This is a genomic window from Maribellus maritimus (assembly GCF_022267315.1).
In the GTDB taxonomy this organism is placed as follows: domain Bacteria; phylum Bacteroidota; class Bacteroidia; order Bacteroidales; family Prolixibacteraceae; genus Draconibacterium; species Draconibacterium maritimum.
Map to the genome: position 1 here is coordinate 218,524 of NZ_JAIKLE010000003.1, position 26,484 is coordinate 245,007.

The 26,484-nt window shown below is 37.6% G+C and carries 24 protein-coding genes; 14 read left to right on the plus strand and 10 right to left on the minus strand.

What is annotated here, in order from left to right; genetic code table 11:
- Positions 1-4: 4 nt before the first annotated feature.
- Genes K5G00_RS04270 through K5G00_RS04290 form a run of 5 tightly spaced genes read right to left on the minus strand, consistent with a single transcriptional unit; the run spans position 5 to position 6,583 of the window.
- Positions 5-760 carry a class I SAM-dependent methyltransferase gene (locus tag K5G00_RS04270; RefSeq protein ID WP_238764523.1) on the minus strand — a complete coding sequence of 252 codons (756 nt, stop codon included), beginning with the start codon at positions 758-760 and terminating at the stop codon, positions 5-7.
- Between the two features lie 2 nt (positions 761-762).
- Positions 763-2,199 carry a glycosyltransferase gene (locus K5G00_RS04275; RefSeq protein WP_238764524.1) on the minus strand — a complete coding sequence of 479 codons (1,437 nt, stop codon included), beginning with the start codon at positions 2,197-2,199 and terminating at the stop codon, positions 763-765.
- 9 nt (positions 2,200-2,208) lie between these two features.
- Positions 2,209-2,916, minus strand: coding sequence for a VTC domain-containing protein (locus K5G00_RS04280; protein ID WP_238764525.1), 708 nt, complete (start codon positions 2,914-2,916; stop codon positions 2,209-2,211).
- A 5-nt stretch (positions 2,917-2,921) separates the two neighbouring features.
- Positions 2,922-3,602: a DUF4956 domain-containing protein gene (locus K5G00_RS04285; RefSeq protein WP_238764526.1), complete on the minus strand. Its 681-nt coding sequence runs from the start codon at positions 3,600-3,602 to the stop codon at positions 2,922-2,924.
- 11 nt (positions 3,603-3,613) lie between these two features.
- A complete protein-coding gene (locus K5G00_RS04290) occupies positions 3,614-6,583 on the minus strand; it encodes a right-handed parallel beta-helix repeat-containing protein (protein WP_238764528.1) in 2,970 nt (989 codons plus the stop codon).
- 128 nt (positions 6,584-6,711) lie between these two features.
- On the opposite strand from K5G00_RS04290, the gene K5G00_RS04295 reads away from it, so the two are divergent.
- Positions 6,712-7,836, plus strand: coding sequence for a T9SS type A sorting domain-containing protein (locus tag K5G00_RS04295; protein ID WP_238764530.1), 1,125 nt, complete (start codon positions 6,712-6,714; stop codon positions 7,834-7,836).
- Between the two features lie 134 nt (positions 7,837-7,970).
- Positions 7,971-9,956: a DUF2079 domain-containing protein gene (locus K5G00_RS04300; RefSeq protein ID WP_238764532.1), complete on the plus strand. Its 1,986-nt coding sequence runs from the start codon at positions 7,971-7,973 to the stop codon at positions 9,954-9,956.
- A gap of 134 nt (positions 9,957-10,090) precedes the next feature.
- Here the strand turns inward: K5G00_RS04300 and K5G00_RS04305 are convergent, their stop codons facing one another.
- On the minus strand, positions 10,091-11,722 hold the full coding sequence (locus K5G00_RS04305) for an ArnT family glycosyltransferase (RefSeq protein ID WP_238764533.1): 1,632 nt from the start codon (positions 11,720-11,722) through the stop codon (positions 10,091-10,093).
- A gap of 151 nt (positions 11,723-11,873) precedes the next feature.
- Here K5G00_RS04305 and K5G00_RS04310 point away from each other — a divergent pair, with 151 nt between their 5' ends.
- Genes K5G00_RS04310 through K5G00_RS04320 form a run of 3 tightly spaced genes read left to right on the plus strand, consistent with a single transcriptional unit; the run spans position 11,874 to position 16,067 of the window.
- Complete coding sequence (locus tag K5G00_RS04310) at positions 11,874-14,093, plus strand: APC family permease (protein WP_238764534.1); 2,220 nt, start codon at positions 11,874-11,876, stop codon at positions 14,091-14,093.
- Positions 14,094-14,152: 59 nt separating this feature from the next.
- A complete protein-coding gene (coaD, locus tag K5G00_RS04315) occupies positions 14,153-14,638 on the plus strand; it encodes a pantetheine-phosphate adenylyltransferase (protein ID WP_158864203.1) in 486 nt (161 codons plus the stop codon).
- Between the two features lie 10 nt (positions 14,639-14,648).
- On the plus strand, positions 14,649-16,067 hold the full coding sequence (locus K5G00_RS04320) for a TlpA family protein disulfide reductase (protein ID WP_238764535.1): 1,419 nt from the start codon (positions 14,649-14,651) through the stop codon (positions 16,065-16,067).
- Here K5G00_RS04320 and K5G00_RS04325 read toward each other — a convergent pair.
- Positions 16,055-16,678, minus strand: coding sequence for an NUDIX hydrolase (locus K5G00_RS04325; RefSeq protein WP_238764536.1), 624 nt, complete (start codon positions 16,676-16,678; stop codon positions 16,055-16,057). The genes K5G00_RS04320 and K5G00_RS04325 overlap by 13 nt on opposite strands.
- Before the next feature lie 31 nt (positions 16,679-16,709).
- Between K5G00_RS04325 and pyrE the strand changes: the two genes are divergently transcribed.
- Both pyrE and K5G00_RS04335 read left to right on the plus strand, forming a co-directional pair.
- Entirely contained in the window at positions 16,710-17,342 is a 633-nt protein-coding gene (gene pyrE / locus K5G00_RS04330; RefSeq protein WP_238764537.1) for an orotate phosphoribosyltransferase, read from the plus strand.
- A gap of 70 nt (positions 17,343-17,412) precedes the next feature.
- Positions 17,413-17,862: a hypothetical protein gene (locus tag K5G00_RS04335; RefSeq protein WP_238764539.1), complete on the plus strand. Its 450-nt coding sequence runs from the start codon at positions 17,413-17,415 to the stop codon at positions 17,860-17,862.
- Positions 17,863-17,883: 21 nt separating this feature from the next.
- On the opposite strand, the gene K5G00_RS04340 is transcribed toward K5G00_RS04335, so the two are convergent.
- A complete protein-coding gene (locus K5G00_RS04340) occupies positions 17,884-18,627 on the minus strand; it encodes a biotin--[acetyl-CoA-carboxylase] ligase (RefSeq protein ID WP_238764541.1) in 744 nt (247 codons plus the stop codon).
- A gap of 145 nt (positions 18,628-18,772) precedes the next feature.
- On the opposite strand from K5G00_RS04340, the gene rsfS reads away from it, so the two are divergent.
- The 7 genes from rsfS to K5G00_RS04375 are packed head-to-tail and all read left to right on the plus strand — an operon-like array spanning position 18,773 to position 24,292.
- A complete protein-coding gene (gene rsfS, locus K5G00_RS04345) occupies positions 18,773-19,144 on the plus strand; it encodes a ribosome silencing factor (protein WP_158864215.1) in 372 nt (123 codons plus the stop codon).
- An 8-nt stretch (positions 19,145-19,152) separates the two neighbouring features.
- Complete coding sequence (gene ftsH / locus K5G00_RS04350; protein WP_238764542.1) at positions 19,153-21,207, plus strand: ATP-dependent zinc metalloprotease FtsH; 2,055 nt, start codon at positions 19,153-19,155, stop codon at positions 21,205-21,207.
- Entirely contained in the window at positions 21,208-21,822 is a 615-nt protein-coding gene (locus tag K5G00_RS04355) for a LutC/YkgG family protein (protein ID WP_238764543.1), read from the plus strand. It begins immediately after the preceding gene.
- Positions 21,823-21,852: 30 nt separating this feature from the next.
- Entirely contained in the window at positions 21,853-22,059 is a 207-nt protein-coding gene (locus tag K5G00_RS04360; protein WP_238764544.1) for a putative signal transducing protein, read from the plus strand.
- Positions 22,056-22,886: a phosphatidate cytidylyltransferase gene (locus tag K5G00_RS04365; protein WP_238764545.1), complete on the plus strand. Its 831-nt coding sequence runs from the start codon at positions 22,056-22,058 to the stop codon at positions 22,884-22,886. Before K5G00_RS04360 ends, K5G00_RS04365 begins: the two co-directional genes overlap by 4 nt.
- Complete coding sequence (locus K5G00_RS04370) at positions 22,883-23,536, plus strand: phosphatidylserine decarboxylase family protein (protein ID WP_238764546.1); 654 nt, start codon at positions 22,883-22,885, stop codon at positions 23,534-23,536. Before K5G00_RS04365 ends, K5G00_RS04370 begins: the two co-directional genes overlap by 4 nt.
- A 9-nt stretch (positions 23,537-23,545) precedes the next feature.
- A complete protein-coding gene (locus tag K5G00_RS04375) occupies positions 23,546-24,292 on the plus strand; it encodes a CDP-alcohol phosphatidyltransferase family protein (RefSeq protein ID WP_238764547.1) in 747 nt (248 codons plus the stop codon).
- A 234-nt stretch (positions 24,293-24,526) separates the two neighbouring features.
- Here the strand turns inward: K5G00_RS04375 and K5G00_RS04380 are convergent, their stop codons facing one another.
- Both K5G00_RS04380 and K5G00_RS04385 read right to left on the minus strand, forming a co-directional pair.
- Entirely contained in the window at positions 24,527-25,690 is a 1,164-nt protein-coding gene (locus K5G00_RS04380) for a sigma-54-dependent transcriptional regulator (protein WP_238764548.1), read from the minus strand.
- Positions 25,691-25,838: 148 nt separating this feature from the next.
- Complete coding sequence (locus K5G00_RS04385) at positions 25,839-26,474, minus strand: rhodanese-like domain-containing protein (RefSeq protein WP_238764549.1); 636 nt, start codon at positions 26,472-26,474, stop codon at positions 25,839-25,841.
- Positions 26,475-26,484 lie beyond the last annotated feature (10 nt).

Here is a 26,484-nt window from a genome sequence, read left to right on the forward strand (position 1 = left end):
CAAATTAAACTTTCCTGATTACTATGGTGACAAACATTGACATTTGTTTTGAAATTCCGGAGAGGCATTTATCCATAAGTTTAAAAAAACCATAAGAAAATCCAGGCACCAGCGATTTGAAGGAAACACCTCCGCTAAGCAAATATCTGAAAGGCGTGTGATAATTTAAATATTGTAATTTCAGGTTGGGAAATTTTGAGTTAAAAACGTCACTATCCCTTTCAAAAACAATCCAGGGCAGCGCTCCGTTTGCACCACTCAGGGGACCCGATGACGGGATGGTCCAGTTCCCTTCAACATCAAAAGGTTCATGGTGAAAATTTTTGTAGATAAATCGCCCCCACAAACTATTGGCGGGTTCTATCATTATAAGCAATCCGTCTTTTTTCAGCACCCTGTTTACTTCGGATAAAAACCGGCCGGCATCCGGAATATGATGAAAAGTATCAATCATAAAGATGGAACTGATTTCGTTGTTATCAAACGGCATGTCGAGGGCAGAGAAAGTAAGATCGTTTGAAGGCAAATCCAGAACGTCGGCGCACAAAACATCAGGATCAAGTTCTTTCAAAAAACCTCCTCCCGAACCGATTTCAATCACCTTTCCGGTTGGCAATTGCGGCTTTCGTTTTAACAATACGTCATACCACTCCCGGTATAACCGCCGAAGAAAAACCTTTTCCCAAATAATTTTACCGTGAAAAACCGTTCTTTCCGGAGAATCCAATTCATATGGAATATCATATTTCAAAAAACTCAACACTATTTGAATTTAATTTTTAAAAGCGCGAACCACCACATTTTTAGAAGAAGCAAACCGTGTTTAAACCTTGAAATATTGGTATCTCCATACTTTCTTTCCTGGTATCTTATGGGCATATCAACTATTTTAAGATTGAGTTTAAAGGCCCCAAAAAGTAAATCAAAATCGCCAAAGGGGTCAAAATCACCAAAATAAGACCGGTTAGCCGCGAGCTTTTCGTAATCTTTTCGAAACATCACCTTTGTCCCACACAATGTATCTTTTACAGGTTGCTCAAGTAACCAGCTAAAAGCAGCGCTAAAAAATTTATTACCAAGCGTATTCAGAAAACGCATTGCATTTTTTTCCAAAGGATAAATAAGACGGGTTCCATTAATAAATCCTCCCTTGTTTTGTGCAAGCGCATTATAAAACTTTGGCAACTGTTCAGGGGGGACAGTCAAATCCGCATCCAGAATCATCAAAATATCACCTTTTGCAATACTGTAACCTGCTCTTACTGCATCGCCTTTTCCCTTACCGGGCTGCTGTAATATTTTAATATCGTGTGTTTCTTTATATTTTTCCTTTATCTCCTGAATTTTCGCCCAGGTATCGTCGGTGGAGTTTCCTTCAACAAAAACAATTTCCAGGTGCTTGCCAAACCGGGGCAGTCGTAAAATGGCATTTTCAATATTCCCACTTTCGTTTCTTGCCGGAATAAGCACGGAAGTAGAATATTTGTCACTTACTTCTTCCTGTTTTACATCCACAATGGGGCGGGCAAAAGTGTATTGATTCAGGGCAAACCAGTTAAAAAAAGGAAGACGGGAAACAAATTTATTTAAAAAGGCCGACAAAAGCGGGATATAAAACGGGAAAAGCATTGACGAATTCTGTTTGTAAGTTTCAAAGCCCGACAAAAACAAAAGGTTCGACAAATCTTTAGCCGATATCCAACTCTGCTTTGGTCCTTTCTTTTTTATTCCTATAAATTCGGCAAACTTTATAAACGGCTCCCAAAAACTATTATAGTAAGTAACGATTATTTTGGTTTCGTTGTGGCAAATGTTATGCAGTCCCTGAAACACTTCCTGTATATCTACCAGGTAACCAATTAAATTTGACAAAATAACAACATCAAATTTTTTCTCCAGTTGAATGTCCTCTGCCGGCGCACAAATAAAATCAATTGATGGAAATTGTTTTTTTGCCTCTTCAATCATTTTCTCACTGAAATCAATCCCCGTTTTTTCCTTTCCGTCTATTTTTCCAAGCAATTCTCCGGTTCCGCAACCAATTTCAACAACAGAAGCGCTTTTGTGAACAAAAAAGCTGACATATTCGGTTATACTGTCCCAATAATAACTTCTACTTTTCCGGTATTTGATTCTTGACGCTGCGATTTTATCAAAATACGCTCTGAGTTCCTGTTTCTTCTCTTTATAAATATCCATTCTGTTTTCTTACAAGGCAATTTCATTTTTAAAATGGCTCATGCCGGCTACAAATTTCGAATTTTTATCTAAACGAAAAGGAAACTGGTTGCTTATTTTTTCTGCCTCCCGGTCAAATTCCTGATCGTACTTTAACTCAATCACTGTTTTTAATCTTTCTGTGTAGGAATGCTGCAAATGATTCCAGGTTGGCCTAAGATTGTAGTATTCCATTTCAGTATCTAATGTAATTCTGAATTTTTTATTGAGTGTTGTAAAATAGTTTCTGAAATAGGAATTAAACAAAACCGGTTGCAAGCCCTTAAGTTTTTCAGAGATTTCAACTGGCAAACCAGCTTCGGAGAACAGTTGTTTCAATGTACTGGAGTCAAAAAATCGTTCATCAAAAAGAAAAGAAGGTACAGGATATGATTTTTTTGTTCCGGTTAATCCCTTTTTTATTTTAAACTCAAGAATTGGAGAAGCAATCTCTCCAAACTGATTGTCATACCACCGCAAACGAACTTTCCAGCGGTCACCGTGTCCAAAAAGATTATCAAAATAACAATCCAGGCCCGGCGTATCAAAATAAATATTATTCACCCGGCGCGGCACAAAAGCAGGAACAAAAAAAGCACTGTTACGCTTAACAACAGCTTCAGCTGCTGGCCCTGAATACCCTTCTGCTATAAATTTTCTTTCGTATCTGTACGTTGTTAATTCGGTATACCCGTTCATAACGCTTAAAACGAATTATTGTCAACAAACGAAATCCGAATTTCAGGGTTTATTTCGTTCAGCCGTATTTTGAATTGCTGAAGGTCGTCGGTCTTTTTAATTTCAATCCAGAAAGCCGCTTCAATTAAATCAGCGGTTTCGTCGTAACGCACCAGTTTAGAAGCTTTAAAAATATCCCGTACAACGAAGTCAATATTTTCAAGGCCGGGTTTTCTTTGGCCTGTACTGCTTACCGTTAGATATAAATTTTGTTTGCGAGTTTTTGATGAAGTCAGATATCGAACCCAAATAATAGCCAGTAAAACAATTGCTCCAACTACCGTAACAATTCGTTGGTTGGCCCCCATTCCCAAACCAATGGCAATGGTAAAAAAGAGGTAAGCCAATTCTTCGGGCTCTTTTATGGCCGAACGAAAACGAACAATGGATAACGCACCTACCAATCCCAGCGAAAGAGCAAGTGAAGATTTTACGATGGAAATTATAAGCATCGTTGTAAATGCAATCAAAAAGAAATTCGCCCCAAATGCTTTTCTCCCCGATAAGCTTTTGGCACAACGCGAATAGGTAAATTCCAGGATGAGTGATAATACAAGAATAATGATTGCATTAATTACAAAATCCCCTATAGAAATTTGTGCATTTTCGGTAATCAGAAACCGCTGAAATAGATTCCACTTGTCCATTTTAGATATTTTTATTGATATAGTTTTTCTACTAACTTTTTTTCTTTTCCGTAAATGGTTTTTCCGTTTAATATAAGAACCGATCCCTCTTCAATTTGATGAAAAATCATGTTCCTTTTTAATTTTAAATTCTCAATCACAATCTTTCCCGGGCCATATTCCGCTTTCTTTACAAAAGCAACCAGCCCGTAAACTGTTTGATTCATTTCAATTTTATCCAGCACCAGTTCTGACAAATCCTTTGACGCTACACCAATATTGGCTTTATCAATTTTACAATCGGTAACGGTTAAAAAGGAATGCTCTCCACCCGAAATGGCTTTGTCGCTGATTTTATACATCTCGCATCCGGAAATTTTGATCTGACTGCCTGAAAAATCGATGGCATCATTTCCCGTATTTTTAAACAAACAATTTTTTACTTCGCCTGTACAAAAATCAGAATCAAATGCATCGGCAAATGTATTTTCAAAGCGACAATTTTCCACATAAAAATCAGAACGAACAACATTCAGGGCATCGTCGCAATTAACATTGGAGGCAAAAACAGAGTTTTTGATCTCAACATCAGCTTCATAAAACGAAACAGCTGCGGGCGTTTGCCAGCCTCCTTTTTGCAGGTTACTCAAGTTCTGAAACTCGGCAAAATTCAATACTGATTTTCCGTTGGGCTGAATGATATTAAATCCTTGTGCCGATTTATCGCTTGAAAATATTTTCACAGGCTCAGTAGAGGTACCCTGCATTTTCACGGGGACAAATGAAAAGAATCCGGCTCCATTTGTCAAATTTATCTTTGTGCCAGGCATAAACACAACTTCTTTTACTGCTGAAGGGATCACAACATCCGAACTGAAGGTATAACTTCCCTCAAAAATTATTCTCCCGTCAGTTACAGGAAAATTCGATGCCGCTCTCTTTTCTGCAATTTGTCTGGTCGTTAATTCAGATGAATACTTCCAGGGATGTACCTCTGTTTCATACATCTTATTATCAATAGAAAACAGAATTTTTGCCGGAACAGCTTCTACTGAAATTGAAACTTGATTGGCCCGGATACCTTTAAATGGTTCCAGTAAGGGCGTAGGATCAAAACTCTCCGGTAATCTGTCACTCATTAATGCACCCAACAATTTCACCTCTCCGTTGTGAAAATTAAGGACATCAATTTGTTTTTTATCCCGGTTATAATAAGCTTGAACCATTAATGGGATCAAGTTCGGATTTACATCCGTTGTATACTCCTTTCGAAATTTTCCAAAATCAATTTTTTTGATTTCACTCCCCAGTTCGAATGCATTTTTTTCAATGTCATCCAGATTATCCTGTATCCATTTTGCTTGTTCCTCAATATATTTGAAATCAAAAGAATAATAAGGAAATTCTTTATAGATTTCTGCTGAAATTGAGTCTGCTTCTTCTCTGTATGATAAATTAAGTTCGCTCATAAATTCGGGAGAGCTGTATTGGCTGAGATAAGCAATGTATTTTTGAATAAATAAACTATCAGCGAATGGATGGAAGAGCATTAACTCGTCCTTAACGTAATCTGCCAGCTTGAAAGGAGGAACCATTCCAGTAACACGTTGATCGAAACGTTTGTAAATTCCATTTTCAATATACCCATCAAAAGCAATAGGTTCCAGCAAACAGGTAACCGGGTTGTAATAAAATCGTTGGTTATGCCATGTAAAACCATGGTAAGCCTGAGTTAAATCAATCAACGAGTAATATCTTGCGAGTTTATCAACATCGAAAATTTTTGAAACCGGTTGGGTCTGATTCTTATATTGTAGCATTAATTTCTGACCTTCCTCCAGTAGGTATATTTTCATGGAATCGGCCACAAGCTGCCCCTGTTTAAAAGGGATTACAGGTGTAGCGTTAAAATAATCGATGTCCCATTGTCGACCTGTTGTTCTGCCCTCCAGCATCTGTTGCCAGAATATGCTCTCATCGAAACGCAAAATCGGTCCTTCCCTACGGTTTTTGCTTTCTACCAACTGTTTTTCAAAATGTTCTTCCCATGCATAAATTCCCAGCGATTTATTATTTAACCGGAGCGGGACAAATCCATATCGTGTTGTCAGCACCCCCTCCTGTTCAAAAATTTTGTGAGCCAGCCACTCGTGCACGAAATTACGGGTTGAGGGGTTCTGAACAGAAAAGGTTCGCATATGCTTCCACGCAAAATCCTTTTTCAATTTAACCCTTAACGACCACTTATCACCCTGGATATGGTCGAGCCAGTCGCCTTTTAACCTACACTTACCATTTAAAAAGTAATCCCCATCAAAAAAAACGAGATTTGTATAGTCCTCGTCGGAGCTGACAAGCATCGTTTTTTCAAATGCTGTTATCCGTTTTTGCTGTAACTTGTCCAAGCCATTCGAATCTATATACAAATTTACCGACTCTTCATCTTTGTATTCAGGATAATCTTTTTTATTCTGAAGAAGAATCTCCATGTCGTCAAAATATACGGTATCCGGGCTGTTGTTCCAGACAAATATTTTCACCTTCCCCGAATAAAAATTAGGAGGGACAAAGTATTCAACAAAAATCTTTTGCCAACCATTCTGTTCTTCCAGTACATGTTTCCCGGCCTGATAAAAACCGTTTCCTCCGTCGATTACGACAACCCCGCCATCGTTTTTACTTTTTCTCCAGGCGGTCACCTGTATATAATCATCCGCCTTCACATTTTCAATATCCACGGTTAATCCATAAGGTCTGCCGGGGAACAGTTTCGAAGAATATTTTCCAGAATAGGCAAAATCATCGGACTGAGTTTCCACATTTTGAAAGTAGATATCTTTGTCCAAAGCTTCAGAAAACAGTCTTTTCTCCGGATTAACTTTTTCAACGTCACACAAAAATACCGTTTTCCTGTCTTTTCCTTCTTCTGTTTTTGCGGGAGAACACGAAAAAAATATCAGAAATGAAAAAGCAAATATTGCCAGATATATAAAAATTCTCATTAATAAACCGTATGAGGCAAATGTAATAATTCATTAATGTTTTTTTCATTATTTTGTAATACTTTTACTTTCAAAGCACCAATTAATAGTTATTGACTAAGCCTTAAAAAACAATAGGAACAAGCTAAATGATACGTTATATTATTCTCACTTTATTTATTCTTTTTATTCTTGATGCTGATGCCCAAACCGATTCTGTTAAGTACTCATTTTTTGTTGCTGGTCATACTTACGGAAAACCGGGTGTAAACAACATTGGATTACATCCCCCTTTTAAACAAAAATTTGGATACATAAAAGAACGCCCGGAAATAAAGTTCGGTATTTTAACCGGAGACATTGTTTACCCCAACCCGGTTGCCCAAGATTGGGACGAAGTTGATGCAGATATCGATTCTCTGGGGCTGCCTGTTTATTTTGCGGTAGGAAACCATGATATGGAAAACAGGGAGCTTTTTGAAAGCAGGTATGGCAGCACCTATTATTCGTTTACGTTTGAAAATGACTTATTTATCTTTTTAGATCCCAACATCGATGCCTGGAATATTTCGGGCGATCAACTGTCTTTTTTGAAAAATGCAGTAGAAGAACACAAGGAAGATGTGGATAATATCTTTGTCTTTTTTCATCAAATGTTATGGCGGGAAAACAATAACAAGTATTCAGTTATTTACCCGAATTCTTTTGCAGGAAGAGCCGGGTCCATCAATTTCTGGTCTGAGATAGCCCCGTTGTTCCTGTCGTTGGAGAACAATGTATTTATGTTTGCCGGTGATTTTGGGGCAGCCGACTGGAGCGATGATTTTATGTATGATAGTTATAGCAATATTAGCCTCATTGGGAGCGGAATGGGTGAAGGCCCCGGTGATAACTTTGTGGTAACAAACATCCACACAGACAAAACAGTAACTTATGACCTTATTTGTTTAAACGATAGTTCACTTCACTGTTTTGGCGAATTGACAGATTATCGTTTGACGCCGCAAAAAACAACGTCGGTTGGAGACGCAACGGAAAACATTAAAGTATATCCCAATCCAACACATCAAAATTTTACAGTAGATTTTACATCTCCTTTTGGAAAAACTGTCACTTTTTTACTATTTAATCCACAAGGAAGTAAAGTATTTGAAAAAAAAGTAGCAGCAAATTCAAAAGTAAGTTTCGCTCCCGTGATAAAAAGTGGAATTTACTTTTTCAGAGCTGAAGAAAACGGAGAAATTATAAAATCTGGAAAACTGGTTATTCAATAGCTAATTTCTTTCCAACCAACGATTATTCAGAAAAAGAATCTAAACAACAAATGATTAAAACTCCCAGAGAAGCATACATTTTACTCCGCATTATTTTTTAAGTTTGCAAACGAAATTTGAAGTAATCTCTAACAATGAAGATTGGGTTCCGTCAAAAGCACATTCCGTATTTTATCCTCGTTTTTTTTGGCATTCTCCTTTTCACAATGGGAATTACCAATCACTACCTGTTTCGCACCGTAACGTTTGATTATGGCAACTATAATTTTGCTTTCTGGGACTATTCCCATTTCAAAATAAGCCCCATCCCCTATTTCCGAAGCAATTTTTTACAAGATCATTTTTCTTTCACGCTCATGTATTTTGTTCCGGTATTTTGGTTGCTAAACTGGCTAACACACTCCTATACTTTAATAATTATTCAAAACGCCTTAATTTTAATTGCTGCCTGGTACACTTATAAAACCATAAAACTTAAAACCGATAATGTATGGCTCGGTGCTGGTGTTCTGCTTTATTATTTTTTACTTTTGGGAAGGTACACTTCATTTTCTGCAGATGTAAATCTGGCCATTATTTCATCGTGTTTTATCCCGATATTCATTTATTATTTTGTGACAAAAAAATATGTCACTGCATTAGTTATTTTGATTCTTTCACTTTTCTCGCGTGAAAATATTCCACTGTGGTTTATTTTTATTTTTATCGTCCTGATTTTGGAAAACAGAAAAGATAAAAAGGCCGTGAAATACTGTTTTTCAGGAATTTTTATTTCCATCATTTATTTTATCCTTTTGTTTAAAGTCTTTATTCCTTCAATAGAAACAAAAAATGTTGGTTATACTTTGTTTAATTATTCAGCGTTAGGGGCCACGCCCGGCGAAGCAATTTTATATATTTTCCGCCACCCTGTGGAATCAATCAAACTGTTTTTTGTAAATCATCTGGACGATCCGGCCCATAACGGAGTTAAAGCTGAATTTTATCTCGTTTATCTTATTTCGGGCGGATTTGTTCTTCTGGCAAAACCAAAATATTTAATTTGGTTTATCCCCATAATTGCGCAAAAAGTATTAAATGATGTTCCTACACGCTGGGGAATTGCCACCTACTATTCCATTGAAGTGGTAACCCTGCTGCCATTGTCTGTTTTTCTGACATTGTCTTCTGTTAAATCGCATTCATTTCAAAAAATTCTTACCATACTTGTGTGCACAGCTACTGTTTCAGTAACAATACATAAACTGGAGCGCTCCAACAACAGGATTCCCTATACGTTAAACCCCTTGAAAGTAAAAATTTATGACAAACACTTCTTCGAGGCTCCGTTCAATGTAAAAAAAGTCAACCGTTTGTTGAAACAAATCCCGTCGCAAGCCAGCGTAAGTGCGTCAAATACTATTTTGCCCCATTTGGCACAGCGACAAAAAATTTATTTCTTCCCGGTTATAAAAGATGCCGGGTATATTGTTTTTTCTGTTTACGACAATAATTACCTGCATTCTCAAATGGGGAATGAAAAAATAAGGAACAATTATCTCTCCAGCCCGGATTGGAAAATTGTTGCCAAAGAATTTCCGGTATTTCTTTTAAAAAGAGACACCACATCATCTCAAAGAAAAGATTCTGCAAATATCATTTTTAACAAGACCGATACCTTAACTTGCGATTTTGAAAAAACGGACACAATTTCCGGTTATACACTTTTTTCTGATGGTGAAAAGGCTGAAATGGCAAAATACCTCACAAACGAAAAATCGTTAAGCGGGAGCCACAGTATAAAACTTTCTCAAGAGAACAGATACGGTACCAGGATATGGCTCCGCAACCTAAGTCAATATGATTACCTCGAGATAAGTCTCTGGGGTTGTAGCCAGGAGAAAAACCAGGTGCATATTGTAGCAGAATATCTAAAAGATTTTGATTTCTATTCAAACGAAAGCGACACTACAAATGCGTCGGGTTGGCAAAAATATGTGTTAAGGTTCTGGATTCCAAAACAAACAGATCGAAAGGATTGTGCTTTCTTTTTCAGGGGAAGCGGAGACGGCCCTGTTTACATAGATGATTTGAAAGTGGTTAAAAGAGTGTTAGCCTCAAGCCCTATTGCAAAAGAATAAACACAACTTATATTTTGACATATATTATTGATACAATAATTCATATACTATTGAACCACTGAGAAATAAAAACAGTATCAAGATTATTCAAACTACAGGAGTAATATTCTCCAAAATTCTTTTCTTTTCCCTGTTTATTTTCTGTAAACCAAATAGTTTGTTTCAAGCGAATGCTCTCTTGTCAATGGATTTAAAAATTCGAGACCAATCCGATTCATTCTCCGCAGCCGGATAGGGATAACTATATCGAAAGTTTTTATTTCTTTTTTAAGATTATTATAACCAGCTTCAGTTGTATAAATCCAAACACCACTCTGTTTCATCATATTCCGGTAATCGTTGTCTGTAAGAATTTGGATTACCGGCTCATCAGCATAAAAAAACACTTCATATTCCTGCCAATGATGTTTATATAATTTATCGCCCTCTTTTCTTTCTTTATTAAAGACAGCCAAAGCTTTCCTTGCCCCCTGGTAGTCATACAAATGGGGAATAACAGAAACATTCAGAAACAAACTTAAAGTTCCGGCCAGAACAAATGAAACCAAAGTGACACGTAATGATTTCTTGTTTTGAAATCGGAAAGCAAAAATTACAACAATTAAAAAAAACAGTATCAACACGATTGGCAACCAGCCATTATTTCCCTGATTGATGAATAGAGCAACGCCAAATACCAGAAGTATTATTCCAATGACAGCCCATTGAAAGCCCTGAACCGTTTTTTCTGTCTTTATCGAAAATGAAACGTTTTGTGCCATCCATCTGCCGGTCAACACAGCAATGGGGAAAACGGCCATTAAAAAATAGTTCGGCGATTTCCCTTTGGCAATGCTTAAAATGACTGTAAAAATCAAAACACTTCCCAATAACGCAATTCCCCAAACATCGCTCTTCTTTTCTGAGAACCAACTTTTTATTTCAGAAAAAACTGCAAATACCACAAATACCGTCCAGGGAAGAAAAATCCACAAAGAATTGTACAGGTAAAAAAACGGATCGTTACTCGAACCGGCATATTCACCCGAAATACGACCAAAATTGTTGGTGATAAAAAAGAAACGAATTCCTTCCGTTCCAAAACTTTTATATAAATGAACAAGTGATGGTGAAACTACAATGAATGCGATTATAATTCCCAAAAACCATTTTGGATGAAAAATGTGACGATAATCTTTCCTGGCAATCAAATAAATAAAAACCATAAAAAAAGGGATTACCGCCCCCACCGGTCCTTTGGAAAGCATTGCCAGTCCCACACCAACAAAACCCAAAACAAAATGAATCGGGGTGCCTGATTTCAGGAAAGCAGTAAGTTGCCAAAGTGCCAGAACCACACCGGTTTGTAAAACAGTGTCTGTATGAATATCCAAAAGATACAGTACAAATACCTGCGACGTTCCGGCAATTAAAGCAGCATATTTCCCAGCAGTTTTTGAATACAATAATTTACCCAAACGATAAGTAAAATATACTCCGGCCAGTGCCCAGAGCGTAGGAAATATTTTAAAAGCAAAGTTTGTATTTCCAAAGATTTTAATCCCCAGTCCGGCCAGCCAAAAAAGAAGGTGTGGTTTCTGATCATATAACTCTTTGTTGATTTTAAGTGTCAGCCAATCATGCGACTCAACCATTTGCCTGGCAATTGCTGCATACAATCCGGAATCGCCCGTTAAATCAATAAAAAGTCCAAAAATATAGGCCAGCACAAGAAGTAAAAAAGCATAGCCCCACAAAATATTTTTATACGATTTCTTCACAGGCATCCGGCAAAATTAGTCTTTTGAACAAAATAACGATTAAAGTTGACAGGTAGTTTGTGTGGTAAAATAAAAATAGTTTTAGAGGAATATTTTGATAATCGATTTGTTTTTTCAGATTTTTACTCCAATTTTAAAATTATAAAACGATCAACTTATGGCTAAATCGCTGGTAAATACCAATGCAAAATTTGGCACAATGCCAGTTTTTCTTACTGCTCTGTCAACTATTCTTGGAGCTATTTTATTTCTTCGTTTTGGCTGGGCCGTTGGCCAGGTGGGTTTTTTTGGTGTAATCGGAATCATTTTGCTGGGGCATGTGGTAACCATTCCAACAGCCTTTGCTGTTGCAGAAATTGCCACCAATCAACGTGTACAGGGTGGAGGAGCCTATTACATCATCAGCCGGTCTTTTGGATTAAATATTGGAGGAGCGATTGGCATTGCACTTTATCTGTCGCAGGCTATTAGCGTTGCTTTTTATGTCATTGCTTTTGGAGAAGCTTTTGAGCCAGTGATTGAATGGATAGCCCAAAACTATGGTTTTTATATCCCCGACCGTCGCTGGATTTCTATCCCCACCATGTCCCTTCTTTCTTTGCTCATCCTTTTTAAAGGAGCCAACGTTGGGATGAAAGCATTGTATGTTGTTGTTGCGGTCCTTCTAACCTCATTGGTTATGTTTTTCCTTGGAGACTCTCCTATAAAACCAGAGGAAATAAATTTTCATGCACATATTTCAAATAACCTCAATTTCTTTTTTGTTTTTACCATCATTTTCCCTGCTTTCACAGGCTTGGCTGCCGGTTTGGGTTTATCGGGAGATTTGAAAGATCCCAAAAAATCAATCCCCAGAGGAACACTTTGGGCGACTGTTGTTGGCATGTTGGTTTATGTTGCCATTGCATACAAATTTGCAATTTCAGCATCACCTTACGATTTAGTAAGCGACCAGTTGATAATGAGTAAAATTGCTGTTTGGGGGCCGATTATACCAATCGGGCTGGCTGCAGCTTCACTGAGTTCAGCGCTTGGTTCGATTATGGTTGCACCACGAACATTACAGGCTTTGGGATTTGATGATATTTTTCCCCAGAAAGGACTAAATCGTTGGTTTGCCAGAGGGAAGAAAAAAGACAACGAACCGGTAAATGGTTCGTTGATTACCATAATCATAGCATTTGTTTTTGTAGTTGTAGGTGATGTCGACTTTGTGGCTCAAATCATATCTATGTTTTTTATGGTGACCTATGGTGCCATTTGTCTTATATCTTTCCTTGAACATTTTGCCGCCGATCCTGCATACCGTCCAACATTCCGCTCCAACTGGTATGTCTCACTAATAGGTGCACTTTTTTCCTTTTGGCTGATGTTCCAGATGAACGCTCCCTATGCAGCCACCTCTCTGGTTATCATGTCAATTATCTACTATATTATCATGCTCAACAACGAGGAAAATCAAGGCCTGAACAAACTTTTCAAAGGCGTTATTTTTCAATTGAGCCGGCAACTTCAAATTATGCTACAGCGCGCCGACAGCAGCGAAAAAGAAACCAGTTGGCGCCCGTTTGGAGTTTGTATCTCACACGATACGTTTAAGCGACGTTCGGCCTTTGATATTATGCGGTGGTTGTCCTATAAATATGGCTTCGGAACATACATTCATTTTATAAAAGGCTATCTCAACGAAAAAACAACAGAAGAATCAAAAAAAGTACTTGACCGCTTAATCCTACTTTCAGCGGGAAGTAAAAACAGGGTTTACCTCGACACCATAATTTCACCTTCGTACACATCGGCAATAGCTCAGGTTGTGCAGCTCTCCGGTATTTCCGGCAAAGGGAATAACCTTATCCTTTTTGAATTTTCGAGAACAGATCCGGGAAATCTAAAAGAAATTACGGCCAATTACGGACTGGTCGAATCTGCTGGTTTTGATATTTGTATTTTGAATACATCGTATAAAAGTTTTGGTTACAAAAACGAAATTCATATTTGGATTAGCCCGGAAGATTACCGGAATGCAAACCTGATGATTTTGCTGGGGTATATTATTTTGGGGCACCCCGACTGGAAAAAAGGCAAAATAAAAATATTCGCGCTTTATCCGGAAGAACTAATGGATGAAAAACGGAAACAATTGATGGAGCTTATAAAAGCCGGTCGTTTGCCCATAAGCCCTTCAAATATTTCGATGGTTCCGTTTGATACTCAAAACAGAAAAGAAGTGATCACTAAATACTCGGCTGATGCAGATTTAACCCTCATCGGATTTACTTCCGAAATGTTGACAAAAATTGAGGAACTTTCTGAAGGATATCAGGATTTAGGTAACATTTTGTTTGTGAGTGCAAACCGGGCAAAAGCAATAAATTAATTTACATGGCGTTTTTTCAAAACAGTTTTAAAGCTTATTTTAGAAGCAAAATTTGAAAGATGGATAAGATAGCCATATTCCCCGGATCATTCGATCCTTTTACTGTTGGACATGAATCGATCGTTAGAAGAGCAGTCTCGATGTTTGACAAAATTATTGTAATGATAGGTTTTAATGCCAACAAAAAATCTTTCTATTCCGTTGAAAAAAGGTTACGATGGATTAATCAGGTATTTGATAAAGAAGACAAAATTGAGGTTCGTATCCACGAAGGATTGACCATCGATTTTTGTAAAGAAGTGGGGGCAAAATATATTTTAAGAGGTTTGCGAACTTCGTCTGATTTTGAATACGAACGAGCCATTGCGCAAATAAACAAGAAAATGCATCCCGAAATTGAAACAGTGTTTCTGCTTACCCTACCGGAGCATACTCCTGTTAATGCATCAATTATACGTGATATTGTTTTACATGGCGGAGATGCCAGTATGTTTCTTCCTAAAGGATTAAACATGGATGAATTCAAAATGGAAAACAAAGACTAAACTTCTGTTCATGAACAAGTTATATGTTCTGACCATTATCCTGCTTTTATTTGGTAAAGTATCTTTTTCAACTGTTCTGGAAGGTCAAAACCGGGAATATGCAGGAAAAAGAATTGCTTTTTACACTTATTCCGACCCGATTGCGAAAAACGAACTGGAACTGTTTTCGATTGAGTTTGACAGTGAAGGACATTTCAGGACAGAAGTTCAGCTTACTAAAACAACATTTGCTTTTTGTTATTTTGGAATTTACAGAGGCGAATTTTTCCTCGAACCGGATAAAACGATTCAACCCGTTTTCCCTCCTTCCCGGGAAAAATCGTTTGCCGATCAAAAAAATCCCTTTTTTGAGCCTGTTCTTTTTTGGTTTAAACTAAAAGACCCTCAAGGTTTAAATCAAAATATACTCGACTTTGAAGCCCGTTTTAGCCAACTTACCAATAGCGAAAAATATTTTAACCGGCTCTATTTTAAACAATCACGCGAAGTTTACGACTCAATTGTTTTCTTTCTCAACAACGATTTTTCAAAATCCAATAATCCTGTTTTTGAAAATCATAAAAAACTCAAAATAAAATTTTTAGAATCTGAAGTTTTCAGACAAAACCCGGAGGACGGCTCTGCAATTCTCTCAACTGTTCCCCCCGATTACTGGCAACATCCCGCATTTATAAGTTACTTCGAAAGAATTTTCACCAACAGGCTCAGTTTTGATGCGAAATCGAAAGATGGCGATAAAATCAAAAATGCCATCGCCCGGCTTGATGTTGACTATCTGACCGGTTTTGTAAAAAATAAATACAATTTAACCGGTCATGTTACACAACTGGCAATATTAAAAATGCTTTACGATGCTTTTTATTCCGGTGAATTTTCCCGTTCAGCTATTATTCAGCTGCTGGAGTCAGAACAATGGAAAAAAAATTCGTCGGAGACAATTAATACCTATACAAAAAATGTAATCGAAAAACTTACATTTTTACTCCCCGGCATAAAGGCTCCGGTAATTTGTTTAAAGGACATAAATGGACACCACAAATGTTCAGACGAGAACAAAGACAAATTTAAATATTTGATTTTTGCCGATGCTGAGATGATAGTTTGTCAGGAACATTTAAAATATTTGACCAAAATTGAAGAACAGTTTCAGCAACATCTGGAAATTATTCCGGTAATGCGGAAAACGGATATTATTGAAATGAAAATGTTTCTTGATAAAAACCAGATTCCGGGAATGCAACTCGTTGACGAGACAGGCGAATTTATTCGCAAATATAAAGTAAAGGCCTTTCCCAGCTGTTTTCTTCTTGATGAAAATCATAAAATCGTTTTTGAAAATACCAAAGCTCCTCTCGACGGGTTTGAGCAACAGTTTGGATCCTTTTTACAACAAGAACTTTTCAAACGACAAAGAAATCAAACCCGGTAAAGGTTGATTATTTGTCTTAGATTTTCGTAAGTATTTTCCAAAACCTCGCCAAGTTCAGCAGGTGCAAACCATTTTATTTTTGTAATGCCTTCTTCTTGTTGAGGGACACCTGTTTTTGCTCCGCTGTAATTCATCTCATACCAAAATGTCTCTTTAAAAATCCACTCACCTTTGCTTTTTTTGTAGGGCGATTGGTAAATATGATAAGTTGAAGGTAATTCTCTGGCAATTTGTAATCCTGTTATTCCACATTCTTCCTCCACCTCCCGAATGGCTGCGTCTCTTGTTGTCTCACCTTTTTCCACTTTACCTTTTGGTAAATCCCACACCCCATTTCTTAGTATAAATAACTGCTTCCCTTCACCGTTAAAAACGACTCCGCCGGCAGCATCAATTTGTATAAAAGCCGATTTAAATACTTCAAAAAAATCAACAGGAGATGAATGAGTTAAAACAGCCTCCGCTACATTATTCAGAATAAAATTCTGAAACCACCTCCGGACATCAAAAACATTAAATGAATCGGTTCCCTGAATGGTTGTTTTATTTAATGTTATATTCTCCCGGGTGGAAATGTTTATCAATTTTTGATTAAAAAAAACTTTATACATTTGCTCTTAATTAAAAAATTACTGCAAAATTATGGAATCAACTCAAATTGAAGTAACAAAAAAATTACTTGAAATAAATACAATAAAAATACAACCGTCAAGCCCTTTTACCTGGGCATCGGGATGGAAGTCGCCGATATATTGCGATAACCGAAAGATACTTTCTTATCCGGAAACCCGTACATTTATCTGCGATAAATTTGTGGAATTAATCCGCGAAAAATACCCCGATGCAGAAGTAATTGCAGGGGTTGCAACCGGTGCAATTGCACACGGTGTGCTGGTAGCTGACAAACTTGGATTACCATTTATTTATGTTCGTTCGAAGCCCAAAGGACACGGACTGGAAAACCTGATTGAGGGAGACCTGAAACCCGGACAAAAAGTGGTAATTGTTGAAGATTTGGTATCAACCGGTGTAAGTAGCCTGAAAGCAGCGGAAGCTGTGAGCAATTTTGGAGGAGAAGTAGTTGGAATGGTGGCAATTTTTACCTATAATTTTCCACATGCAAAAGAAAACTTCAAAAAAGCAAAAGTTGAACTGACAACATTAAGCCGGTACCAGATTTTAATCGACCTCGCTCTGGCAGAGGGTGAAATTACCAAGGAAGAAGTTGAATCGCTGATGGAATGGCGCGAAGACCCGGCAAACTGGGGTAAATAGTAGAATTTTCGGAAACCTAGGATAGAGATCCCGCTTATGCGGGATTTTTTTTCATTACAAAAAGAAAGTTATGAGTTTACACAAATATGTAAGTGACGTAAAAGTAATTAACCAAAACGAACAGGTTGTTTTTAATTACCTTTCCAATTTTGAAAATCTGGCGGCTTATCTCAATTCAGGATTGATTGAAAAAATAACCAAACAAGTACCGCAGGTTAAAATTACCGATTTTCAGTCCAATCGTGATTCCTGCAAATTTAAAATTACCGGGATGGGAGTTGCTGAAATTAAAATTGTAAACCGCGATCCTTTTAAAACCATTAAAGTTGAAAGTTCGGGGAGCCTTCCGCTAAGTTTTACTTTCTGGATTCAACTGTTACCTGCCGATGCCTTTAAAACAAAAATGAGGCTCACATTACACGCAGAAATGAGCATGATGATAAAAATGATGGCAGGAAACAAACTGGAGGAAGGCATTAACCAATTGGCTGATACACTGTCGAAACTTCCTTATAAATAAATTTTGACTCCTCCGCTGAAATCAAAAAATATACTCAACTTCCTTAAACATATACTCAGAAAGTTTTCCATTTTGCCTCTTTAAAATTAATTGGCCGAATTCACCAATTCCAATAATCTTTGCTTCAAATTCACCATCTCCGTCTTTAAAAGTACTCCATATATTCTTTCGAAAAAGCCGATCAAGGTACATGAAATCAATATACTCAAAGTCTCCCTCCTCCAATTTCTGATACCACTTAAAAATCAGTTCCACGACTTCATCCAACACCTCATGAATATTGTATTCTTCGCCTGTGATTTGTTGTAATGAAACCGGATTTTGAGCATCGGAAACAAACTCTTTTTGGTTGAGGTTTAAGCCAATTCCCAAAACCGATGAAAAAATATTTCTTCCTTTTACACCATTTTCTATTAAAATACCGGCAATCTTTCTACTTCCCAGATACAAATCGTTGGGCCATTTTATCGATACATCCGAAGTTTCGCTATTAAGGAAGTCATACAAAGCAAGGCTAACAATCTTTGATATAGCAAATTGTCTTTCAGCAGGTAAAAACCCGGGGAACAAAATTATGCTGGTCAGCAGATTCTTTCCTCTTTCACTTTCCCAGTAATTGCCACGTTGTCCTCTGCCTTTCTCCTGAAAATATGTCAAAACGACAGTGCCTTCTACTGCCTGTTTCGACATAATTAGCTGGTTGGCATAGTTGTTGGTAGATTCAACTGCGTTCAAAACAATATAATTTTTGTCTGAAAAATTCATACATTTTTACTTTAACTCGTCAACTTTTTATTGATGAAATGGTTTTTTACATCACAGCATGGTTGGATGCACTAAAACAGAAATGAAAGTACAAAAAATGGGAATAAGGCAAAAAGATTATCTTTGTATGGTACAATAAAAATATATGACAGGGAAAAAGGAAGAAACAGACAAAACAATTGAAGCAATTCTGGAAGGAATTAACCGAATTAAAGGAAAGGAAATAACAATAATTGATTTAAATACAATACATCATACTGAATGTGGATACTTTGTAATATGCCATGGAAACTCAAATACGCAGGTAAATGCGATATCACAATCAGTTGAAGAAGTTGTTGAAAAACATACAGGAGAAAAAGCCTGGCACCGCGACGGATACAAAAACGCAATATGGATTTTAATTGATTACGGAGAGATTATGGTTCATGTTTTTCAAAAAGACGCAAGAGAATTTTATAACCTTGAAGGCCTTTGGGCTGACGCAAAAATTACAAAAATAGAAGCAGAAAATTGAAATTAATTATGGCAGACGATAAAAATAAACAAAATAAGCCAACCAATCCATTTGGCTCATTTAACTCTAACAAAAAGAATGATGGGAAAGGGCCAAAATTCAATGCCTATTGGATCTATGGGATAATTGCCATTGTTTTCATTATTGTTCAGTTTTACTTTAGCAATTCACGAGGCCCGGTTGAAACCAACTGGAGTGAAGTAAAATCAACGATGCTGGCTAACCAGGATATCGAAAGGATTGTTGTTGTAAATGAAAAGCACGCCAACATTTACATAAAAAAAGACAGGCTCGATAAATACGAATCTGAATTTAGCGGCAACTTTTCAAAGCCTTCAGAGAGCGGACCTCACTTTACGTTTAATATTGGTTCGGTGGAAACATTCGAACGCAATTTACGTGAAGCCCAGGAAGGAACGGATTATGAAGTGCTTCCCGAGTATAAGGAAGAACGTAACTGGGCAGGAGAAATTTTATGGACCATCGGCCCGTTTGTACTAATCATTTTACTTTGGTGGTGGATTTTTAGAAGAATGAGCCGAGGAGGAGCCGGTGGAGGAGCCGGTGGTATTTTTAATGTTGGAAAATCACAGGCAAAAATATTTGATAAAGACCAGAAAGTTTCAACTAATTTTAAAGATGTTGCCGGGCTGGCAGAAGCGAAACAGGAAGTGGAAGAAATTGTGGAATTCCTTAAAAGCCCGGCGAAATATACCAAATTAGGTGGAAAGATTCCTAAAGGGGCGCTTTTAGTAGGGCCTCCCGGAACCGGAAAAACATTATTGGCAAAAGCTGTGGCAGGGGAAGCAAACGTACCGTTTTTCTCTATGTCTGGTTCCGACTTTGTTGAAATGTTTGTTGGTGTAGGTGCTTCGCGTGTGCGTGACCTGTTCAAACAAGCAAAAGAAAAGGCACCTTGTATTGTATTTATTGATGAGATTGATGCAATTGGGAGAGCACGTGGAAGAAACCCCAATTTTGGTTCAAATGATGAAAGAGAAAACACCTTAAATCAATTATTGACCGAAATGGATGGGTTTGACACCAACAGTGGTGTTATTATTCTTGCTGCTACAAACCGTGCTGATGTTCTTGACCGGGCACTGATGCGTGCCGGACGTTTTGACCGGCAGATACACGTTGAGCTGCCCGATTTGAACGAACGAGGAGCAATATTCAATGTTCATCTCCGCCCACTCAAATTGGATCAAAGTGTAAATGTTGAATTTCTGGCGAAACAAACACCGGGTTTTTCAGGTGCCGATATTGCCAACGTTTGTAACGAAGCTGCATTAATAGCAGCGCGTAAAAACAGGGAAGCAGTTACCAAACAAGACTTTCTGGATGCTGTTGATCGTATTATTGGTGGTCTGGAAAAGAAAAATAAAATCATTTCACAGGAAGAAAAGAAAACCATTGCCTACCACGAAGCCGGCCACGCTACCATTAGTTGGCTGCTGGAACATGCTCATCCGCTGGTAAAAGTAACAATCGTACCCCGTGGAAAAGCTTTAGGTGCGGCCTGGTATTTACCTGAAGAACGCTCTATCACGACCAAAGAACAACTGCTCGACGAAATGTGTTCGGCATTAGGAGGACGAGCTGCAGAAGAAATAATCTTCGGAAAAATCTCTTCCGGTGCACAGAACGATTTGGAAAAAATTACCAAACAAGCTTATGCAATGGTTAGCATTTTTGGCATGAGCGAAAAGGTAGGTAATGTAAGTTTTTACGACTCAAGCGGACAGAACGATTACACATTTACAAAACCATACAGCGAAAAAACAGCAGAGTTAATCGATGAAGAAGTAAAGATTCTTATCGATGCACAGTATGTAAGAGCACTAAAAGTTCTGAAAGACAACGCTGAGGGACACAAAAAGCTGGCAGATCGTCTCTTGGTAAAAGAGGTTATTTTCAGTGAAGATCTGGAAGAAATTTTTGGAAAACGTCCCTGGAACAAGGAAACCGGTGTAGCAGAAAAACAACGCCAAAATGTTTCTGAAAATAAGGAAATTGAAGAAAAATCGGAAGATTCTGAAAGCCAGGTAATATCTGCATAAATGAAATCGGCAAGGCAGGAGATATTAGAGAAATTAAAAAACACCCAACATTTCTTGCCTGAAAAGCCGGATTTTGACACTCCCGTTTATCATTCCATTGAAGAGCCGCTGGATGTGGCTTTTAAAAAAAATCTGGAAAAGGTAAACGGGAGTGTTTATTTGTTTGATACCAAAAACGAACTTTGTTCTGAACTTCAGCTTTTGCTGAAAAAATATTCAGCAGAAAATATTGGTTGTAAAGAACCTGAACTCCAAAAACTTTTAGAAGAATATAACATCCAATTTTCAACCAGTGACCATTTTAATGAGAATATTGAAGCGGGAATAACCGGCTGCGAATTTCTTATTGCCCACACGGGGTCAGTAATGATAAGTTCTATACAAGCCGGCGGGCGCCAAATGTTTGTTTATCCGCCTGTTCATATTGTAATAGCCCAAAAGAAACAGGTCGTTGATTATCTTGAAAGTGCCTATTCAGGTATTGTTAAAAAATACAAAAACAATTTGCCTTCGGCGGTTACAATTATTACAGGTCCCAGCAGGACTGCCGACATCGAAAAAACACTAATTCTTGGAGCACACGGCCCCAAAGAGCTTCATGTATTTTTAGTCTGAAAAATAATTCAATTTATTTACCTTTGTAAAATGGAAGAAGGTTGGAAAGAAGTGTACATGACTGCCCATGAGTATAAAGCTGAGATGGCACGGGAAATTCTGGAAAATAGCGGTATCAAAGCAGTTGTTATGAACCAGCAGGATACAGCATATAAAGTTTTGGGAGAGTATCTGGTTTACGTGGCTGATGCGGACTATACACGCTCTGTTGAACTACTTAAAAATTTAAAAAATTGAACAACCTCCTAAAACGTTCATTAACCGGGATTATTTACGTGGCCGTAATTCTGACAGGAACAATGATTCACCCGATTATTTTTGCTCTTGTTTTTTTGCCACTTATGGTTGTGACACAGCTTGAATTTTACATTCTGATGAAAAACGGTGATTTTAATCCTCAAAAAATTATTGGTTTGGTTACAGGAGGACTGTTGTTTGTTGCTTGTTATTTTGCTGCCCGAAAAATCATTCCCTTTCAATTTTGCCTACTTATTTTTCCTTTTTTAATAATCATCCTACTTTCAGAGGTCTTGCGCAAAAAAGAAAATTCCCTGCAAAATAACTTTATCACAATAGGTGGCTTTATCTATGTGTCCATACCATTTGCTTTACTAAATTTTATTGTCTTTCCCGGTTTTCCGGAAAACAGTCAGTTTTATCCCTGGATTTTGGCCGGACTATTTTTTATCATATGGATTTACGATTCAATGGCATACTTAATAGGTTCAAAATTTGGCAAACATAAAATGTGTGAAAGAATATCACCCAATAAATCGTGGGAAGGACTGATTGGAGGTGCCGTTTTTGCAATTATTATGGGAATACTAAATGCAGTAATCTTTCAGTCGCTTTCGGTAACCGTATGGATTGTAACTGCAGCATTGGTTGTTCTGTTCGGAACATTTGGAGATCTTTTTGAATCAAAAATAAAACGCGAACTAAAAATTAAAGACTCAGGGAATATATTGCCCGGGCATGGTGGCTTTCTTGACCGCTTAGACAGTTTATTATTTGTGATTCCGGTTATTTACGTCTGGTTAATATTAGGAGGAAATATTTCATGAGAATTCACAGAGAAGGTATAAAAATAATCCCCATCGCTTTTTTCTTTTTGGCGGTATTAGATGCGTTGGTCTATTTTTTTCTGAAAGAATACTTAATTTTCTATTTTTTAATGGTTGCGTCATTGGTATTGGCGGCACTTATTGTTTTCTTTTTCAGAGTTCCAAACCGCAAAATTGAGCTAAACGAAACACATGTGCTTGCTCCCGCCGATGGAGATATTGTGGCCATTGAACCGCTTTATGAAAAAGACTATTTTAAGGATGAGCGTATCCAGGTTTCCATTTTCATGTCGCCGCTGAATGTACACCAGAACCGGGCTCCGGTTTCGGGAGAAGTAGTTTATGTACATCATAAAAACGGGCGCTTTTACCCTGCATTTATAGCGAAATCGTCAGAAGAAAACGAACGTTGTTCAACCGTTTTTAAAATGAAAGACGGGACACAAATTTTGTCTCGGCAAATTGCCGGAGCAGTGGCCCGACGAATTGCAAACTATAAAAAACCGGGAGATTTTGTAGTTCAGGGACAGGAGTACGGATTTATCAGATTTGGATCACGTGTTGACGTTTTTCTTCCGGCAGATGCTAAAATAAACGTTTCGCTGCATCAAAAATCCATAGGTGGAAAAACCATTCTTGCAACACTTTAATTTAAAGAAATGAAAAAAATTGTTGGGCAAATACCCAATTTTATTACTTCTTTAAACCTCTTATCAGGTTCTTTGGCTGTAATCTTTGCCATCGACGGGCATTTAATATGGGCTGGTGTATTTATCTGTTTTGCTGCTGTTTTTGATTTTATGGACGGTTTGGCAGCTCGTCTTCTCCACGCATATTCCGAAGTCGGCAAACAACTGGATTCTCTTGCCGACGTGGTTTCGTTTGGTCTTGCCCCCGGAGCTATTCTTTTTACCCTTTTTGAATTTTCTCTGTTTGACAAAAATTTACCTGTTTATGAAATCTCGGGGCAATGGTATGAATGGTTAATTCTTTTCTCTGCTTTTTTAATTCCGGTTTTTGGAGCTATCCGCCTTGCCCGGTTTAACTCTTCTTTTTCTGAGGAACCATTTTTCCGGGGGCTTCCCATTCCTGCAAATGCTTTGCTTTGGGCATCACTGGGTTTAATTCTCCAATTTCCGGGAAATGAAAAACTGTTTCAACTTGTTTTTACCACCAAAAATTTATTATTCCTCGGTGTTTTCACATCAGGAATGATGGTCATCAATCTGCCAATGTTTTCACTAAAAGTTAAATCATTATCGGTAAAAGAAAATTGGTATCGCTACTTGTTTCTTCTCATTTCGGGGGCGATGATAATTATTTTCAAAGCTTACGGATTGGCTTTCTCTATCTTTCTGTATATTATTCTGAATGTTATCTTTTATCTGGCAAAGGTGGATCTTTAAATTAAAGATTTCCCGGATTTTCAAGCCAGTAATACAAAAGAAAAGCCCCTGGTAAACCGAAGATAATTTTTTCCCGAGGGAAAGATTAATAATACGCCATGACAAATTGTACTCTTCCGTTTCCAGAGGCTTCTTAAAAAACACGCAATAATTAAAAATGTTCTCTTTCAGGAACATTTGTATCAACTGTAACAATAAAAAAGACAAGTTGTTCTTAATTTTGGGAAAGAAGTTTTATTTTAAAGGTGCAGCAAAACGTAAAACATCGTCATCGGTTATTTTTTTATCACACAAAATAATTAACCTTTCAATCACATTTCTAAATTCACGTATGTTCCCGGTCCACTTTATTTTCTGCAACTCAGCTATAGCTTCATCTGTAATTTCTTTTTCCGGCATTCCATATTCTCCGCAAATCTGTTTGATAAAATAGCAGGCCAATAATGGAATATCTTCCAGCCTTTCATTTAAAGAAGGAACATGGATTAAAATTACACTTAAACGATGATATAAATCCTCACGGAATTTATTATCTGCAATTTCGTTGGAAAGATTTTTATTGGTTGCCGCCACCACCCGAACGTCGACTTTTATTTGTTTGTCGCCGCCAACCCTTGAAATGATATTCTCTTGCAAAGCACGCAGAACTTTTGCTTGCGCCGACAAACTCATATCACCGATCTCATCAAGAAAAAGAGTACCACCGTTTGCCTGTTCAAATTTTCCTTTTCGCTGTTTAACAGCCGAAGTAAATGCACCTTTTTCATGACCAAAAAGTTCACTTTCTATCAGTTCAGAAGGAATGGCAGCACAATTTACCTCTACAAACGGACCGGATGTCCGGTTACTTTGCTCATGAATCCGGCGGGCTACCAATTCTTTTCCTGTACCGTTTGAGCCTGTTATCAACACCCTTGCATCAGTTGGAGCAACCCTGTCTGCCATTTCCACAACTGCGCCAATGGCTTTTGATTCGCCAACTATCTCGTATTTTTTACTAACCTTCTTTTTTAAATTTTTAGTTTCTGTCACCAGATTCGACTTGTCCATCGCATTACGGATTGTAATCAGCAAGCGATTCAAATCAAGGGGCTTTTCAATGTAGTCAAATGCGCCTTTTTTTATCGACTCAACAGCGGTATCAATATTGCCATGCCCCGATATCATAACCACAGGGGTATCAGGCGCCAAAACATTCATTCTTTCCAAAACCTCTATCCCATCCAGTCCAGGCATTTTAATATCGCAAAGAACTATGTCATATTCTGTATTTCTTACTTTTTCAATACCTTTATTTCCGTCTTCAGCCAAATCCACTTCGTATTTTTCATACTCCAGGATATCTTTCAGTGTATTTCGGATACTTCGTTCATCATCAATTACCAGAATCTTTGACATGTGTTTAATTTTTGCAATTTAGAATGTAAAAATAGTTGTAGTTGCTGGAATAAAAAACTGAAATAAAAAAATCCCAAAGAATTTTCTCCGGGACCTTGTCAAACTATTTTAAAACAAAAATCTTTTCCGTTGTTGCAAATTTTACTTGTTAGCAACCTCCAGCTGCAACAGTACTTTTTTGTCTTCGCTGCACCTGAACAGGCTTTTTTGCCGTTGTTGAAACAGCAGCTCCATCTTTTGGGGCAGCTTTTTCCGCAAAATCATATCTTGGAATTCCTTTTTTGAAAGAGTTGTTGTCTTTTGCAGCCAACAAGTTTTCTTTATTTTCTGCATAATATTGATACCCGCCAGCCAAAATCTTTACGTTGTCGAAACCGACCTGCCGAAACAACATCCACGGGCCGTTAGCCTGTAGTTGATTTTCGCCATACAAAACAACCGTGACGCCCATTTCATTTAATTTCTCCAGCCGTTCAACATTATCTTCCTGAGTCAAATCATTGGCTGATATGTTTTCTGCTCCGGGAATATGCCCTTGCCCAAAAATAAAATTGTCGCGGATATCAAAAAGAACTACATTTTGAGCTTCCTTTTTTATAAAACCATCCAGTTCCCATGGATAAAAATAAGCATTTTCATCACTAAGTTGTTGTATACTTTCATTCATATCCAAATGATAAGTTAGCAAAGGCTTTGTCATCGTAACAAAACCAGCAAGCAAAATCACAACAAAAATTACGACTGCAATTAATGTTCTCCAAGGATTTAATTCGTGTATATGCATGATATTCTTC